The 16,424-nt window shown below is 58.5% G+C and carries 15 protein-coding genes and 1 riboswitch; of the genes, 8 read left to right on the top strand and 7 right to left on the bottom strand.

Going from position 1 to position 16,424, the window contains the following annotated elements:
• The first annotated feature begins 87 nt into the window (after positions 1-87).
• Positions 88-1,257: an MFS transporter gene (locus tag M516_RS0107795; protein WP_029098625.1), complete on the top strand. Its 1,170-nt coding sequence runs from the start codon at positions 88-90 to the stop codon at positions 1,255-1,257.
• A gap of 160 nt (positions 1,258-1,417) precedes the next feature.
• On the opposite strand, the gene M516_RS0107790 is transcribed toward M516_RS0107795, so the two are convergent.
• The 5 genes from M516_RS0107790 to M516_RS0107770 form a co-directional block, all read right to left on the bottom strand.
• Entirely contained in the window at positions 1,418-3,178 is a 1,761-nt protein-coding gene (locus M516_RS0107790; RefSeq protein ID WP_081656471.1) for a methyl-accepting chemotaxis protein, read from the bottom strand.
• Positions 3,179-3,324: 146 nt separating this feature from the next.
• Positions 3,325-3,412, bottom strand: a riboswitch (cyclic di-GMP riboswitch).
• A gap of 83 nt (positions 3,413-3,495) precedes the next feature.
• Positions 3,496-5,469, bottom strand: coding sequence for a ribosomal protection-like ABC-F family protein (gene abc-f / locus M516_RS0107785; protein ID WP_029098623.1), 1,974 nt, complete (start codon positions 5,467-5,469; stop codon positions 3,496-3,498).
• Positions 5,470-5,898: 429 nt separating this feature from the next.
• The gene (locus tag M516_RS0107780) at positions 5,899-6,687 is read right to left on the bottom strand and encodes a stalk domain-containing protein (protein WP_029098622.1); all 789 of its coding nucleotides are present in this window, start codon (positions 6,685-6,687) and stop codon (positions 5,899-5,901) included.
• Positions 6,688-6,791: 104 nt separating this feature from the next.
• Positions 6,792-7,730 carry an AEC family transporter gene (locus M516_RS0107775; RefSeq protein WP_029098621.1) on the bottom strand — a complete coding sequence of 313 codons (939 nt, stop codon included), beginning with the start codon at positions 7,728-7,730 and terminating at the stop codon, positions 6,792-6,794.
• Between the two features lie 31 nt (positions 7,731-7,761).
• The gene (locus M516_RS0107770; protein WP_029098620.1) at positions 7,762-8,163 is read right to left on the bottom strand and encodes an Imm1 family immunity protein; all 402 of its coding nucleotides are present in this window, start codon (positions 8,161-8,163) and stop codon (positions 7,762-7,764) included.
• A 341-nt stretch (positions 8,164-8,504) separates the two neighbouring features.
• On the opposite strand from M516_RS0107770, the gene M516_RS0107765 reads away from it, so the two are divergent.
• The 5 genes from M516_RS0107765 (at position 8,505) to M516_RS0107745 (ending at position 12,420) form a co-directional block, all read left to right on the top strand.
• The gene (locus M516_RS0107765; RefSeq protein WP_029098619.1) at positions 8,505-9,332 is read left to right on the top strand and encodes an amino acid ABC transporter substrate-binding protein; all 828 of its coding nucleotides are present in this window, start codon (positions 8,505-8,507) and stop codon (positions 9,330-9,332) included.
• Between the two features lie 305 nt (positions 9,333-9,637).
• A complete protein-coding gene (locus tag M516_RS0107760) occupies positions 9,638-9,925 on the top strand; it encodes a transporter substrate-binding domain-containing protein (protein WP_029098618.1) in 288 nt (95 codons plus the stop codon).
• Complete coding sequence (locus tag M516_RS0107755) at positions 9,912-10,610, top strand: amino acid ABC transporter permease (RefSeq protein ID WP_029098617.1); 699 nt, start codon at positions 9,912-9,914, stop codon at positions 10,608-10,610. The genes M516_RS0107760 and M516_RS0107755 overlap by 14 nt, the downstream gene beginning before the upstream one ends.
• Positions 10,611-10,626: 16 nt before the next feature.
• Positions 10,627-11,367 (top strand): amino acid ABC transporter ATP-binding protein, encoded by a 741-nt coding sequence (locus M516_RS0107750; RefSeq protein WP_029098616.1) that lies wholly within the window; start codon positions 10,627-10,629, stop codon positions 11,365-11,367.
• A 342-nt stretch (positions 11,368-11,709) separates the two neighbouring features.
• Positions 11,710-12,420 (top strand): GDSL-type esterase/lipase family protein, encoded by a 711-nt coding sequence (locus tag M516_RS0107745; protein ID WP_035289080.1) that lies wholly within the window; start codon positions 11,710-11,712, stop codon positions 12,418-12,420.
• Positions 12,421-12,473: 53 nt separating this feature from the next.
• On the opposite strand, the gene M516_RS0107740 is transcribed toward M516_RS0107745, so the two are convergent.
• The gene (locus M516_RS0107740) at positions 12,474-13,256 is read right to left on the bottom strand and encodes a SagB/ThcOx family dehydrogenase (protein ID WP_029098614.1); all 783 of its coding nucleotides are present in this window, start codon (positions 13,254-13,256) and stop codon (positions 12,474-12,476) included.
• Between the two features lie 134 nt (positions 13,257-13,390).
• Between M516_RS0107740 and M516_RS0107735 the strand changes: the two genes are divergently transcribed.
• Both M516_RS0107735 and M516_RS0107730 read left to right on the top strand, forming a co-directional pair.
• On the top strand, positions 13,391-14,272 hold the full coding sequence (locus M516_RS0107735; RefSeq protein ID WP_029098613.1) for a LysR family transcriptional regulator: 882 nt from the start codon (positions 13,391-13,393) through the stop codon (positions 14,270-14,272).
• 133 nt (positions 14,273-14,405) lie between these two features.
• Positions 14,406-14,708: a hypothetical protein gene (locus M516_RS0107730; protein ID WP_029098612.1), complete on the top strand. Its 303-nt coding sequence runs from the start codon at positions 14,406-14,408 to the stop codon at positions 14,706-14,708.
• A gap of 152 nt (positions 14,709-14,860) precedes the next feature.
• Here the strand turns inward: M516_RS0107730 and M516_RS0107725 are convergent, their stop codons facing one another.
• Positions 14,861-16,234 (bottom strand): peptide MFS transporter, encoded by a 1,374-nt coding sequence (locus tag M516_RS0107725; RefSeq protein WP_029098611.1) that lies wholly within the window; start codon positions 16,232-16,234, stop codon positions 14,861-14,863.
• Positions 16,235-16,424: the final 190 nt, after the last annotated feature.

Raw genomic sequence — 16,424 nt, 5'->3', positions numbered from 1 at the left:
CGTCCCGGTGAATCGCTTGACTTCGACAAAACCATCCCGTAAGGTGGAAACAGCATGACAAACTGTGTGGAAAGAGGTATGGTTCGCGTGAAAAAGAAGTACCTTGCCCTCCTGTTCCTGGTCGCCTTCCTCACCATGTTGGGCTTTGGCATCATCATACCGATTCTCCCGTATTTCGCCGAAAACGTCGGCGCCTCTTCGCTGCAGATCGGCATTCTGTTTGCCAGCTACAACATCATGCAGCTCTTGTTCGCCCCCATTTGGGGCATGCTGTCCGACCGGATCGGGCGAAAACCGCTGATCGCCTTTGGCTTGTTCGGATTTTCCGTCACCTTTATCCTGTTTGGCCTGGCCGAGAGCTATGCCGCGATGCTGGCTTACCGCATCATCGGCGGGATTGTCTCCGCCGCCGCGATGCCGACGGTCACGGCGATGGTGGCCGACCTGTTTCCGCCCGAAGAACGGGCGAAGGGAATGGGCGTAATCGGCGCCGGAGTCGGCCTCAGCTTCGTGTTTGGTCCCGTCCTCGGCGGCCTGTTGAGCGGGTGGGGCTTTGCCGTTCCGTTTTTCGTCTCGGGCGGCGTGGCGCTGTTGACGTTTCTGATCATTCTGTTTGCGCTGCCGGAAAGCCTGCCGCGAGAGAAGCGGACGGGCAGTTCCCGGGACAAGCGGGGCAATCCGCTGGCCGCCCTGTTTGGACCGCTCTCGCTCCTGTACGGCATCATGTTCATCGTCTCGTTTGCCTTTTCCGGCCTAGAGACGACATTTGCCCTCTACATAAACGATTTGTACGGGTACTCATCGAAAGACCTCGGCTACATGTTTCTCGTCATGGGGATCATCTCCGCCTTCGTCCAAGGGGGACTGATCGGCAAAATGGTGAAGCGGATGGGCGAACCGCTCGTCCTGACCATCGGCCTGATCCTGTACGGCATCGGTTTCTTTGCCATCCCGCTGGCCGCCAATTTTTGGGTACTGGCGCTTACGCTCTCCCTGTTCGGAGCGGGGCAGGGCATGATTCGCGCTACCGGAACGGCAATGATCACGCAGCGGACCACCCAGGGCCAGGGTGTCACCAGTGGAACGATCAGCTCCATCGACAGTCTGGGGCGCATCCTCGGTCCGCTGGCCGGCGGCGCCGTCTACGAATGGTACCAAAGCGGTCCGTTTCTCCTCGGCGGCATCTTGATGGTCGTCATGCTGATCTTGTTCCGCGTCCGCTACCGCAGGCTGCCGGAGCCCAGCGCCCAAGCGTAAGCCCAAACGTAAGATGACCTCCATCCTTTCGCAATCGAACATCCTGCGCAAAAACGGGGAAGGCCCGGGCTTGACCGGGGCTTCCCCGCTCCATGACAAAAGGGAGTGCATCGATACGGGAATCGTAATCGACACACTCCCTTTCGTTTCAGGAAGAAAGCTACACTTTAAACCTGTTTACCGTTTCCATCAAGCCCGTGGCGATTTCACTTAATTGTTGAGCGGTGGACGCCACTTCTTCCGACGATGCGGTCAGTTCTTCGGAAGAGGCTGCCACTTCTTCCGTGGTCGCCGAGTTTTCCTCTGTAACGGCGCTTACCTGCTCCACCCGTTCCATCACGATATCCTTGGACTTCACGATCTCGTCCATGGCCATGTACGTCTTCTTCATCAGAGGGGCGATGTTTTCGACGGAAGCCAGGATATCCGCAAAGGATTTTACCGTGTTTTCCACCGATGTCACCTGCTCCATGACGGAGGCTTCCACGTTCTGGGACGTTTTGATCACTTCATCCGTATCGTTGTGGATCGATTCGACCAACTGGAGAATGGTATTGGTATGCTGCCTGGACTCTTCCGCCAGTTTTCTGACTTCTTCCGCCACCACCGCAAACCCTCTGCCTGCTTCTCCCGCTCTTGCCGCTTCAATGGCCGCATTCAACGCCAGCAGGTTGGTCTGGTCCGATATGCCGGAAATGATATCGGTAATGCCGCTGATCTCCTTGACCGAGTCGGTCAGAATCCCCACTTTCTTGACAACGACTCCAATGGCTTGTTTGATCTCCTCCATGGAGGTGACCAGCTTATCCATTTCTTCTTTTCCGATATGGGCTTTGTTCTCTGCCGTTTCGGTTTCGTCCTTGACGTTTTGCAGTTCCTGATACACATGTTCGATGTTGCTGGTCAACTGCGACAGAGCCCCGACAATCTCGGACAAATCCTGGGCCTGAGTGGCCGCTCCCGCTGCTACGTGCTGCATGGTCGCAGCAAGCTCCTGATAGGATGCCGACATTTCCTCCGAAACAGCCGCCAGGTTTCGGGAATGATCCGTCACTTCATGCGAATTGCTCTTTACCTCTGTCAATGCTTTTTTCATGTTGTCGATGACCACTGACAACGACCTGTTCATCTGGGCAAATTCGTTTTTGCCTTCCGCTTCCAGCGAAACGGTGAAGTCATATGCCGAGAGCCTTGCCAGGACGCTGTTGATCTGAGCCATGGAGCCTTTCATCAGTGTTGTCAGGAGCAGCGTCAGGCCACCAACGATCACGGCGATTCCGACAGCAAATCCAATAAACCGGTTTTTCGCCTGCTGGTATTCCCCGTCGGCTTGATTCACCACTTGTTTCGCCTCATCCGCCTGCAAGGTCACCAGTTTGTTGATATTGGTTTGAACAGCGTCAGCATACTGGGTGAGTTGGGCTCTCTCTTCTTCCGTCGTTGCCACGTTGGACTTCAATCTGCCGATATACGAGTCCACTGCTTCCAGATAACGGGTATAATTCCTGTCGATTTCGTCAATAATGGCCCTCTGTTCCTCGCTCATCTCATGATTCCGAACGTGTTCGAGGATGCTGCCTGCGCTGGACTTTTGGGTTTCGATCGACTGTACCACATTTTGATCATAGCGACTGGCAAACAACAGTTTTGCGGATTCAAGCCTGATGCTGTAAAAGTCCGTTTCAAACTGCTTCAGTGCAAGGGATTTGAGCATGTTTTTCTCGTACAGATCGTCCATGTCCTGGCTGAACGCTGCCATGTTGTTCAAGGCGGTGAAGGAAAGATATCCGACGGAAACCAATGTGACGACAAATAATGTAAGCAATAATGTGGTGATTTTCACATTTTTGGCTACGTTCTTGTGTTTTACAACGATTGCATGATGATCTTGCTCATTGTCAACTGCATGTCTTGCTGCCACTTTTGAGACCTCCAGATTTCATGATTACGGTTGCCACTCATCCTTGCCTCTCGTCAATCCCTGCCAAATTCGGGCCTCACCCCCTTTTTCTGCCAAAAAACAAAAAAGCCTTCCTGCTAAAAGGGCAAGAAGGCTTAAAAAAACAGATTGGCAACCGGCTGCCATAGTAAACGAAGTTACCTTAGGCCCTTAGCTTTGCGTCCCTACTTTTCAATAGGTTTGCCTTTTTCCAAAATATATCAATTGTCGATATAATGGTAACTTATACCGTTGCGCCCCGTCAAGGGGGACACCTTTTCTCCTGCCTGCTCTCCCGGCTAGCTCTCCTGCCGCTCCATCCACTCGCGGTACAGGGCGTCGATCTCCTCCGTCAACCGCTCCAGCTCCTGCTGCCAGCCGATCAGTTTCCGGTAGTCCGTCTCGCCGCCGGACAGCAGGGCCATCATCTCATCCCGCCGGGCTTCCCGCTCGGCGATTGCCCGCTCCAGTTCCGCCAGCTTGTACGGGTTGGACCGCTTGCGGGAGCTGGCCGCATCCGGACCGGAACCGGCCGGTTTCATCGTGTGCGGCATTGTTTCGGCATGCGGCCGCTTTTCACTTTGCAGCGGCTCCCCCGCTTTCCGCGTGTTCTCCGCCGTCCGGCTGCCAGCCCCGCTGTGCCGCTGTCTTCGTTTTTCCCGCGCCTCTTCAAAGGTTCCCTCGTCGTGGACCAGCCGGCCGTTTTCCACCCAGTAGACGCCGTCCACCATCTTTTGCAAAAAGTACCGGTCGTGGGAGACGATGAGCAGCGATCCCTGAAAGCCGGCCAGCGCCTCCTCCAGCGTTTCGCGCGCCTCAATGTCCAGGTGGTTGGTCGGCTCGTCCAGCACCAGCAGGTTGACGTCCTGGTGCATCAACTGCGCCAGCCGCAGGCGCATCCGCTCCCCGCCGCTCAACTGGCCGATCCGCTTGAACACCTGTTCGCCGTAAAACAAAAACTTGGCCAGCCGGTGACGCGCTTCCGCCTCGGAGACGGCCGCCGTCTCCCGAAACACGTCGATCACCCGCCGCTCCTGGTCCCCCTCCAGCGCCCGCTGGGAGAGATAGCCGAGCTTGACACTGCTTCCGATCCGCACCGTTCCCGCGTCGGGCGGAAGCTCACCCACCATCATCTTAATCCACGTCGACTTGCCGCAGCCGTTAGGGCCGAGGAGCGCTTTTCGCTCGCCGTAGCGCAGCAGAAGGGAGGCGCCGTCAAACAGCCGCTTCTCCCCGAACGACTTGCTCACGCCCTCCGCGACCAGCACCTCTTCGCCGCTCCGCTCCGCCTTGTGAAACGCCAGGCCCATCCGCTCCGCTTCCAGACGGGGCCGTTCGATCCGCTCCAGCCGGTCCAGCGCCTTTTCCATGCTTTTCGCCCGGCGGTGAAACGCCTCGTTGGGCGGATTGGAGCGGTTGCCCCACTCCTTCAGCCGTTTGATCGCTTCCTGCATCTTTTTGATCTTTTTCTGCTGCTCCTGGTACTCGGCAAACTGGCGCAGCAGCCGCTCCTCCCGCTCTTTGACGAAGGTGCTGTAGTTGCCGGTGTAGTGTTCCGCCACGCCTCCGTCGAGGTGGTAGATGGAACTGACCACCGCGTCCAGAAAGCAGCGGTCGTGCGAGATCATCAGCACCGTTCCCGGATAGTCGCGCAAAAACCCCTCCAGCCACTCCATCGCCTCCAGGTCGAGATGGTTGGTCGGCTCATCCAGGAGAAGAACGTCGCTCTGCTGGCAGAGCAGTTTGGCCAGCCCCGTCTTGGTCTGCTCCCCTCCGCTCAACCGCGCAAAGGGCGTGGACAGAAATCCCTCGGAGAGACCCAGGCCGTCCGTCACCTGTGCCATGCGGGCTTCCCACTGATAGCCGTCCAGCAGCTCAAACTCGGACTGCAGCGTCTGGTAGCGCCCGATCAGCCGCTCCAGCTCTCGGTCCGCTTCACCGACGCGGCTCATCTCCCGCTCCAGTAAACGCATCTCTTCCTGTATCGCCAGGACGTCGCCAAAGGCGCTGGCGATCACGTCCCGCGCCGTCCATTCCGGCGGGTAATGCGGCGTCTGCGGCAGGTAGGCCCAGCGGATGCCCTTCGCCCGGAACACCTCTCCCGCGTCGGGCTGCTCCAGGCCGGCCAGCAGCTTGAACAGCGTGGTTTTGCCCGCGCCGTTCGGTCCGACGATGCCGACCCGCTCGCCCGCCTTGATCTCCAGCGTGACATCCCGCAGAACGGGGTCCGCTCCGTACGACTTTTGCACGTGTTGGGTCGCGATGATGATCATGGAAAAACGCCTCCTTGGGGTTGTGCCACCGCCCTGCCCGACAGACAGGTCCGGCCAAGCGGGCCCGCTCCCGCCCAGGAAACGTTGGAAACGCCTCCTGCTCCGGGCAGCACACTCGCCGGCGGCCTTTTTTGGACGCAAAAAAGCCGCAGGCCTACACCTGCGGCATCGTCGCGCAATCGGACAGTCGATGGGTTATCGATGCATGGTACTCCTTGGTTGATTCCGCACAATTGTATGACCAAAAAAGGGCAGACTACCCCCTTGGCGGATTCCCTCATGCGTCATGCTGGTAACTTCTACCACAAACCACGCTTGAACGGCCCCAAACACGTACCTGCACCTCCTTCCCCAGGATGATCGTACCAAACTTTTCTATCTATTTACTCTACAGCATCCGGGTGGGAAAGGCAACAAAAAGCCAGGCCCTCATCGGCCCGGCTGGCTGTTCATCTGCTGTTGAAACAGCGGCTGTTTCGTATCGGCATCGTAAAACTGGACGGTTGTGTTCGGCGGCAGTTTCGCCCGGGCGATCAGATACGGGTAGGTGATCACCTGGGCGTAGATCCTGCCCGGGTCCGGCTTGGTCTGCTTGACGTACACCTTGAGCTGTTCCAGGCTCCACTCCGTACCGGTCACCTTCAATCCGTAACCGGGATTGGGCGCCTGGCCGAGGGCGATCACGTACAGGCTGCCCAGCTTGTGTACGCCCCGCTGCTCCTTCACCTTCTGGACAAACGCTTTTTCCTCTGCGCTCAAAAGCGCGTTCTCGAGCACCTTGAACGCATCATCGTCTCCTTTCGGCTTCACGATATCCACCTCCTTCGTGCTTGGGTTCCAACGGATCGAAAGCCCTGCCTGTTCGATCACCCAGCGGAGCGGCAGATAGACGGTGCCGTTGTACTGCCGGGCTCCGTGCTCGATCGTGGTCCACTTCCCGTCGACGGCCGCTTCGTCGGTGTGCAGTTTGAAAGCAAGTGTCCTGTTCGACGGCAGCGTCAGCACCCCTGTATCGCCCTCCACCTGCCAGGCGGCTTGCAGAATCCCGCTCACATCCTCCGCGGCCGTGTAGGTCCGCTGGTTCACGGTAATGGCCTCGTGCTTCCACTGCGCGGCGTGCCCGTTCACCGTGATCTTGGCGTTCACGGCAGCCCCGGCCGGAATGGCGAGGAGCAGTTGCAGCCCGACGGCGCAGGCCACAGCCTTCTTCCATTTCATGCGCAATTCCTCCAATCTGTTACATCCTGTATTGCTGTTCACCTTGTATGACTGCATGGAGATGGGTAATGTTTCATGATAAGCCAAAACCGATCCGACCGCGGTCAGCGGATCAACAAACTGCCCACCATCAGCACGGCGGGAATCGTCAAGAGCGCGAGCAGCGTGGAAAAGACCGTCGTCATTGCGCCCATCTCCTCATCGGCCGCGTACCGGGCGAACAGGATGGACGCCATCGCCACCGTCGGCATGGCCACCTGAACGACCGCGACGCGGGTAATCTCCGCGTCCACATGCAGCACGGACAACAGCAGCGCCGCCGAGAGCGGAAACACAAACAGCTTGAACGTGATCGGCACGCCCAACAGCGGTAGGGACACCTGCGGCTTGCTGCGCAAGAGGAGCGGCAGCAGCATGCCGATGTACAGCATCGCCAGCGGCGAAGCCAGCCGGGCCAGCGCGGCGGCCAACTGCTTCACCGGTTCCGGCGGCGTCAGGCCGGACATCGCGAAGCCGAGACCGGCGACGATGGCGATCATCGGAATGTTGACCATCGCTTTCAGTCCCTTCAGCGAGAAGGCCCCTTTCTCCTGCAGCATCATCACCGCCACGGTCCACATGACAAAATCAAGCCCGGCGTCAAAGACGGCGGCGAGCACCGCCCCTTTCGGCCCGAACAGGGCGGCGCACAGCGGAAGGCCGATAAATCCAGTATTGCCCAAGCCGGAGAGAATAGCCAGTTCGCGCCGCTTTTTGGCAGACAGCGGCAGCGTCCGCGCCCCCAGCCAGCCGATCAGAATGCCGAGACAATTCAATAGTACGGAAACAGCGAATATTGCAAAAATTTGCAGCATGAGGCGGTCGTCAATCGGCGTTTGAAATACCCCGTCCAAAATGATGCAGGGCATCGCCACATTGACGATGATCGTGATCAGGATCTGGCGGGAATCGGCCGCGAGCGGCTGTCGGCAGCCGATCACCGCACCGATGCCGATGATCGCCGCCATCACCAGGATCGATTGGATGAGCGTGTTCATTTCCATCTTCGACGACCTCCGGTGCCTCTTCCCGGTTCTACATCTCCACCGGCTGCCAGGAGAGGCCGTTCGGTTCCCCTTTTTCGCAGGTGCGCAAAATGTCGCCGCAGACGGGAATCGCCTGTTCCAGCGGTACGCACCAGGCGGCGGGAAAAGCCACCTCGCTGCCCTCGATCGTCAGTGTCGTCATGACGGCCGGCGGCTTGTCCTGCGCCAGCACGTAATGGCGCTCGACCGGCTCGTGTTCTTTCCACTGCACCAGGACGAGTCCCTGATTCCCGCCGGCCACCACCAGATCCACGTGGTCGCCGTACGCGGCGTGCACCAGCGTCCGGGTCGTTCCGTCCAGTTGGGCGATCGCCTTCAGCACCTCGTGCCAGGCCGTGTGGTTTTGCTCCGTACCGGTTTCGTCCGTATACATGCGCCAGTCGTTCAGCATCGTGAAATCTCCTTTTTTCTCTCCGGCGCCACATCGCCACGAGCTCCGCCGGAGGTCCGTTTTTCGATGATGCGATGATCCCAGAAGAAGCAGCCCCCGCTTTCCGGGAAAGGGGGGCTTCGTTCCTATTGTACGCCTCTTCGTGTGCAGACTCAACCACGAACTTCACAGCCGGGCGGCGCCTGGCCGAGCCATTGTGGTCGCGCAGCCATCACCCTTCATGCCTTTTGGTTATCCTAAAAAAAGAGAAGGGAGGCCGGATGTTTCTGGTCATTGACAAATCGGGCAAAGCCTTTTAGTATGAACCATGAAATTCATATCAACTTAGTGGGGGTTTCTCGATGAAAAAATGGGTTTGTGCAGCATTAATTTCTAGTTTGTTACTCGGAATTACCGGCTGCGGCACTTCCACAACGCCCGCCCAGCCTGAACAATCCGGTTCTTCCGCCGGCCAGGCCGCCCCGCAAAACCTGCTGGAGAAAGTAAAGGCGGAAGGCAAACTGGTCATCGGCACGGAAGGCACCTATGCCCCGTTTACGTTCCACGATCAATCGGGGAAACTGACCGGCTACGACGTGGACGTCATCACCGAAGTGGCCAAACGGCTCGGCGTGGAGCCGGTCTTCCAGGAGACGCAGTGGGACGCCATGTTCGCCGGCCTCGACGCCAAGCGCTTTGACGTGATCGCCAACCAGGTGGGCATCAAGAAGGAGCGCCAGGAAAAATACGATTTTTCCAAGCCGTACTCCGTTTCCCGGGCCGTGCTGGTGACGCACAAGGACAATAAAACGGTCAAGGACTTTCCAGACATCAAAGGCTTGAAAGCCGGCCAGTCGATGACCAGCAACTACGCCGACATGGCGCGTGAACTGGGCGCCGAAATCGTCGCCGTCGACAATTTCAACAACGCCATCGACCTGATCGCCACCAAGCGCGTCGACGTCGTGATCAACGACAACCTGTCCGTCCTCGACTTCCTGAAACAGAAGCCGAACACCCCGATCAAGATCGTCAAGGTGAAAAAGGAAGGTGTCCCGTGCGCCTTCATGTTCCGCAAAGGCAGCGACGAATTGGTGCAGGAGATCGACAAGGTGCTGGAGAGCATGAAGCAGGACGGTACGCTGAAGCAGATTTCCCAAAAATGGTTTGGCGAAGACATCAGCCAATAACCCGGTTGCCTCTGCCAAGTGGCGCGGCCTCTGATTCCGGTCGGACGGAGGTCGGCCACTTTTCTTCTTACACCCAAGAAACGGCGAGGCTTTACCGGCCTCCATCCCGTTTGCGACGGAGCGGAATCCGGCACGTTGACAAAACGGCCAAACCCTTTTAGTATGGTCTCAACATCGCAACCCGTCACATCGCTTCAGGGGGATTTTTCACGAAAACACGATGGTTTTCCGCACTCATCTCCCCCTGCTTTTGTGTGTATCCCCTTTTATGTTCCACGACCTGTCGGGCAAGCTGACCGGCTTTGATGTGGAAGGGGTGTCAGCTTCAACCGGCGATCGACCTGCTTGTCTCCAGGCGGGTGGGCGTCCTCATCAACGACGGCCTGTCCCTCTTGGACTTTCGGAAGCACAAGCCGGACACGCCGATCACAATCGTCGTCAAGCATCCGGACAGCGCCAGGAACGGCTTCGTGTTCCGCAAAGGCGGCAGGGAGCTTGTGGACGCGTTCCACACGGCGCCGGACGACAGGATGAACGACGGCACGTATCAAAAAATCTCGGAGAAATGGTTTGGTGCAGATGTTTCCAAGTAGCTTGTTCGACAATCCCGAACGCCTGAACAGATGGATCGAGATCGCGCAGAGCTCGTTTCTTCCCCTGTTGAAAGGAGCGCTGACGTATACGCTGTCGCTGTCCATCATCTCGTTTGCCATCGGCCTGGTGATCGCCATCCTGACGGCGCTGGCCCGCATCTCCGGCAGCAAGCCGCTGGTGGCCGTCGCCCGCGCCTACGTCTCCATCATCCGCGGCACGCCGCTTTTGGTGCAGCTCTTCATTATCTTTTTCGGGCTGCCCAGCGTGGGTCTGACCATCGACCCGTTTCCGTCCGCGGTGATCGGCTTTTCCCTGAACGTCGGGGCGTACGCATCGGAAGTGGTGCGGGCCGCGATTCTGTCCATCCCCAAGGGACAGTGGGAAGCCGCCTATTCGCTGGGGATGACCTACCGGCAGGCGCTGCAGCGCGTCATCCTGCCGCAGGCCGCCCGCGTCTCGGTGCCGCCGCTCTCCAACTCGTACATCAGCCTGGTGAAAGACACGTCGCTGGCCGCAGCCATTTTGGTGCCGGAGATGTTCCGCAAGGCGCAGGAGATCACCGCCACCACCTACGAACCGCTGCTGGTCTACTCGGAAGCCGCGTTCATCTACTGGCTGATCTGCCTGGTCCTCTCCTTCATCCAGGACCGGATCGAAAACAGGCTGGACCGCTACGTCGCCTAGAAGGGGAGAATGTTGGATGATCGTCATTTCGAATCTTCACAAACGCTTTGGAGACCTGCACGTGTTAAAAGGGGTCTCGCTGACGGTGGAAAAAGGCAAGGTGGTCGTCATCATCGGGCCGTCCGGCTCGGGCAAAACCACCCTGCTGCGCTGCCTCAACGCGCTGGAGCTGCCGACCGAAGGCAGCGTCCAAATCGGCGAGGTAAAGCTGGACTTCTCCGCCCGGGGCAGGGTGGACAAGGCGGAGATTGCCCGGCTGCGCAGGCAAACCGGCATGGTGTTTCAAAGCTACAACCTGTTCCCGCACATGACTGCCCTGCAAAACGTGATGGAGGGGCCGGTCACGGTCAAGAAGGAAAATCCGGACAGCGCCAGGGCCAAGGCGGTCTCCCTGCTGACCAAGGTGGGGCTGGCGGACAAGCTGGACCACTACCCCGCCCAGCTCTCCGGTGGCCAGCAGCAGCGCGTCGGCATCGCCCGCGCGCTGGCGATGGACCCGCAGGTGATGCTGTTTGACGAACCGACGTCCGCCCTCGACCCGGAGCTCGTCGGCGAAGTGCTGAAGGTAATGAAGGAACTGGCCCTGGAAGGCATGACGATGGTCGTCGTCACCCATGAAATGGCGTTTGCCCGGGACGTGGCGGACGAGGTGATCTTCATGGACCAGGGCGTGATTGTGGAACACGGCACGCCGGAGCAGCTCTTCACCCGCCCGCGGGAAGAGCGTACGCGCCAGTTTTTGCAGCTCCTGCAGTGATCAGCCGGCGCTCCTGTACGGCAAAAAAGACTCTGTGTTTTCGCGGAACACAGAGTCTTTTGCGTGGAAGGCGTCAGCCGCCAGCAGGCTGAAAAAACAGCAGGAGCCTTTTCATGTCTTCTAGAACTTTTACAAATTCTTTAAGGTTTCTCTATCTTCCCACAACATCTGTGGCCTACCATTAGTGGTGTCAGACCCTACGATGGACATATCGTCCTCCATGTTTCCGCCCGTTTAGCCCCCTTCTAAGCCGGGCGGGCTTTTTTTGTGTGCGGATCGCGACGGACGTGTTGGCACGGGCCGGCTGTGGTACAATCGTCCGTAGATCATGACGAGGAGGAGATGGCGGTGGAGAGCAGACGACCATCCGTAATCAGGCCCGGACTGTTCAGCGTGGAGGCGGCGGCGGACCGGCGGCGCCGGGAATTTGACCACCATAACGAAGCGATTTTGCACAAGCAGGTGCCGATCGACGTGGTCTTTTTCGGCGATTCGATCACCCACTGGTGGGACGTGTCCACCTATTTCGGTAGGTCTGGACGCGTCGTCGTCAACCGGGGCATCGGCGGCGACACGAGCGAATACGCCCGCAGGCGGTTTGCGGCCGATGTGCTGCAGCTCAAGCCCAAATACGCGGTCATCCTGATCGGGGTGAACAACACCTGGGCCCTGGACGCGTGGCACCCCGAAGAGCGCAGGACGGCGGAGCAGATCTGCGAGGAGGTCGTCGCCGACGTCGAAAGCATGCTGAAGGCGGCACAGGAACACGGGATCGTGCCGATCCTCTGCTCCATCCTGCCGACGAGGATCGACCGCTATGCGCGGAACGAAGAGCGCAACCGCCTGATCGTTCGCATCAACGGCGGACTGAAAGACCTGGCCGAACGATTGAACGTCATCTACGTCGACTACCACACGGCGCTGGCCGATGCGGACGGCGTGACGCTGCGGGAGGGACTGGCCGACGACGGCCTGCACCCGCACGTGCTCGGATACGACATCATGGCCGCGGTATTGCGGGAGACGCTGGCCGGGCACGGGATTGACCTGTAAAAAGAAGGCGTCCCCCTGTGCCCGGCATGTCTTGCGGGCAGCGGCCGGCCCGATCAAACCGGCCGCCTGTCCTCCAGCCAATGACCGCCCGCCACCTTGCCGACCGACGCCATCAGCACGGAAAAGTGAGAGGTGCCGTCGATGCCCAGGCACTCGTTCATGTTTTTGTCGAACCAGTGCCCGACGGTACATACCCCCAGCCCGATCGCATTGCCGGTAATGTGCAGATTCTGCGCGATGTGACCGGCGTCCCACCAGACGTAGCGGTAGGCCCGCTCCCTGTACTTGTCCCTGGTCCGCTCCACCACGGCTGTCCAGACGAAATTGACCGCGGCGCGGCGGGTCATCTCCTGCTCCTCCGTAAACAGGTAGGCCACCTCCGAGACATCCTCCCGCTTCAACAGCTCCAGGCACCAGTTCTGCACATCCAGGTGATACAGCCCTTTGTCAAGCGACTCCACGTTGTTGATCAATAGATACGTTTCGATCGGATACAGCGCCCCGGCGGAGGGCACCGTGCGCAGTTGGTAATCGCCCATGTCGGCGGTGATGCCCGTCGTCCCCCACAGCAGGAGGTTCAGCTCATGGAGCGTCAGCGGGGTCTTGGTGAAATTGCGCTTGGAGCGGCGCTCGCGCAGCAGCCGCCACAGGTCGGGAGAAGCGGGAAAGTCGGGCGTTCCCAACGGAATGCGGGCGAGGGCCTCCTCGTGGCGCAAATAGGTGGGCGGCCGTTTGGAAAAGTCGTAGCGCGACGCCCAGCCCTTTTCCAGATCGCCCAGGGCGTACGAGGTCGCTTCCAGGAATTCGCTGCAGATGCGCTGCCAATCGGGATGCATGTTTCTCTCTCCTCCCATGGGTAGTCAGGTTGATCATGCTTGTATCCCTGAGTATACGAGCGCCTTTTGCATTAGTAAAATGATGCTTTATAATAGGGATCATAAGTTTTTTCTAATGAAACGGAGTGAACGCGATGACGCTTGCGCAGCTGCAGGTCTTTGTCGCCGCCGCCGAGTCCGGCAGTTTTACCCGTGCCGCCGACGCCCTCGGCTATACGCAGTCTGCCGTTTCCCAGATGATCAACAACCTGGAAAAGGAGCTCGGCGTCCAACTGTTTCACCGCAGCCGCAGCGGCATCACACCGACCGGCATCGGGGAGCGGATGCTTTCCCACGCGCGGCACATCCTGCAGATCACGTCCTGCATGCAGCAGGAAGCGGCGTCGGCCCGCGGACTGGAGGTAGGCGTGCTGCGGATCGGCTCCATTCCCAGCGTGGCCGCCAAAGTGCTGCCGGGCTTGATCGGCTCCTTTCGCAGGCGGTTTCCCCAGGTGGACATCGTCCTGTTCGAGGGGGAGCACGAAGAGATCCACAACTGGATCACCAGCTCCGTCGTGGACATCGGCTTTACCACCATGCCCGACAAGGACCTGCAGACCATTCCGCTCTTGTGCGACGAGATGAAAGTGATCCTGCCCGATCAGCATCCGCTCAAGGACGAGCCCTTTCTCACCTTTGCCCAGATCCGCGACCGGTGTTTCATCATGCCGAAGGACACCTGCATCAAACGGCTGCTGAGCGCACACGGCATCACGCCCAACGTCACCTTCGAAGTCAGGGACGCCACCACCATCCTGTCCATGGTGCAGGAGTGGATCGGCGTCACGATCCTGCCGGAACTGTACCTGCCGGAAGTGATGCCGAAAGTGGTGGCCGTTCCGCTTCAGCCGGCGATCCGGCGGGAGCTGGTGCTGGCCGTCCGCAGCCTGCAGTGCGTCTCCCCCATCACCGCCGAATTTATCGTTCACAGCCAGCGTTTCGCCGCAGCGGCACACCCCCGTTCGACTTCGGCGTAGTCCCGCTTTCGTGCGGCGCGGGTTTGTTCCCCCGAAACACGACGGCTCGCAGCAGCGCTCCCGGGACATACGGCTGTAAGTTATGCATCACACGCAGCAGCGACCAACCCATGGATGAAAAGGATGAAGCACGGTGGCATTTGGAATCACCAGAGAAGAGCTGAACAACTGGAAAGAGGCAGTCGCCAGGGGAGAGATTGCGTTTTTGACGCACTACTGGCTCGATCCGCGTTTTCCGGACGTCAAAACGGTAACCAAGGTGGGATGCCGAAACCTGGAGGTCTTGTCCCAATGGTGCACCGCCCATGGACTTGACCCCCGATATATCCACAACCGTCCGCCGTTCCCCCACTACGATCTGATCGGTCCGAAGCAGAAGGAAATCCTGCAGAAGGAACGCTTGTGGGACCATTTGCGGCGGTTCAAGCTGCTTTGAGAATCGCGGAAGTGCCCGTCGCAGAAACGTGCCCGATGAAGAAAAGGCCAACCGGCTCTGTCCGGCTGGCCTCTTTTCTTCATGCAAAAAGAGGCATGTCACGTGTTTCCACGTGTGCCATGCCTCCAATGTCACCATCTTCTCACGCCATGCTATTCCATCATCTGCACCAGCTTGCGGGAGAGCAGCAGGAGCAAGAGCCCCATCACGATCGCCAGCAAACCGATCAGGCCAAACACTTCCAGATAGCCGAGCGACTGCGTATAGGACGCCAGTTCGCCCGCCAGGATGTTGGCTACGCCCGAGCTGGCCAGCCAGACGCCCATCAGCAGGGAGGCCAGCTTGACGGGAGCGATCTTGCTCACCATCGACAGCCCCACCGGCGAGAGGAACAGTTCCCCCAGCGTGTGCATGAAGTACGTCAGCACGATGAACATGACGTTGGCTTTGTTCAGAATGTGGTTCTCGTCGCTTCCGGTCTGCATGACCGCGAGGAGCAGCACCATGTACCCCAGGCCGAGCATGATCATGCCGAGACCCATTTTGGTTGGGATCTTCAGGTCGCCCCGTCTGCTGGACGCCAGCTTCACCCACAAACCGGACAGGATCGGCGCCAGCAGCACGATGAACAGCGGGTTCAGCGACTGGAACCAGGAAGTCGGCACCTCGTAGCCGAACACCTGCTTGTCCACAAACTTGTCGGTGTACAGCGTCAGCGAGCTGCCCGCCTGTTCAAATCCGGCCCAGAAGAAGACCACAAAGCAGGTGATGATGATAATGACTGCGGTCCGCTGTTTGTCCTTTTTGGTCAGCGGAGCGTTGGCCGCGGCGGCCTTGGCCTTATCCTCCGATTTGCCCACGGGCTTCTTGCCGATGTCGCCGAGATAGCGATTGCCAAACACGTTGAAAATGAGCTGGCCGATAATCATGCCGATCGAGGCGGCCAGGAAGCCGTATTTGAAGCCGTATTGAACCACGCCGTTCACCGTGGTCTTGAAGAGGTCTTCCGCCAGATATCCGCAGACGAGCGGCGCGAAAAAGGCCCCGATATTGATCCCCATGTAGAAAATGGTGAACGCAGAGTCACGTCTGTTGTCGTTTTCCGGATACAGTTCGCCGACCAGCGTGGAAATGTTCGGCTTGAAGAAACCGTTCCCAATAATCAACAGACCCAGACCGAGATACAAGCCCAACAGGCTGTGTTCCGCAAACAGCACGAAGTTGCCGACCGCCATCGTGATCCCGCCGATCGTGATGGCCAGCCTTCTGCCCAGGTAGCGGTCGGAGAGGTATCCGCCGATCAGCGGCGTGAAGTAAACCGCTCCGGTAAAAAATCCGTAGATGCTCATGGCGACGCTTTTTTCAAACCCGAGTCCCCCGCTGATCAGCGCGGTGGTGAGATACAGGGTCAACAGCGCCCGCATGCCGTAGTAGCTGAACCGCTCCCACAGCTCCGTAAAAAACAGCAAGTACAAGCCAGGAGGATGTTTTGGTTTGCCTTGCTGCGTGTTCAAAGCTGCCTCCATATAAGTCCCTCCTAGATGTCTGACAACTAACGTTTTGTATCATATCACAGTTTTTGTGAATCTCCCCATATTAAAAATATTTTTTATTTAATTAGTATTGATAAACTTATACAGTTCCAGTATAAAAAATCCGCGTCACATCAGCATTTTTATGTGCAAACAAACATATTCTTGCTATATGATCTGTAAA

Source organism: Brevibacillus thermoruber 423 (assembly GCF_000454065.1).
GTDB lineage: Bacteria > Bacillota > Bacilli > Brevibacillales > Brevibacillaceae > Brevibacillus > Brevibacillus thermoruber.
This window is presented reverse-complemented; position numbering and strand designations above follow the sequence as displayed.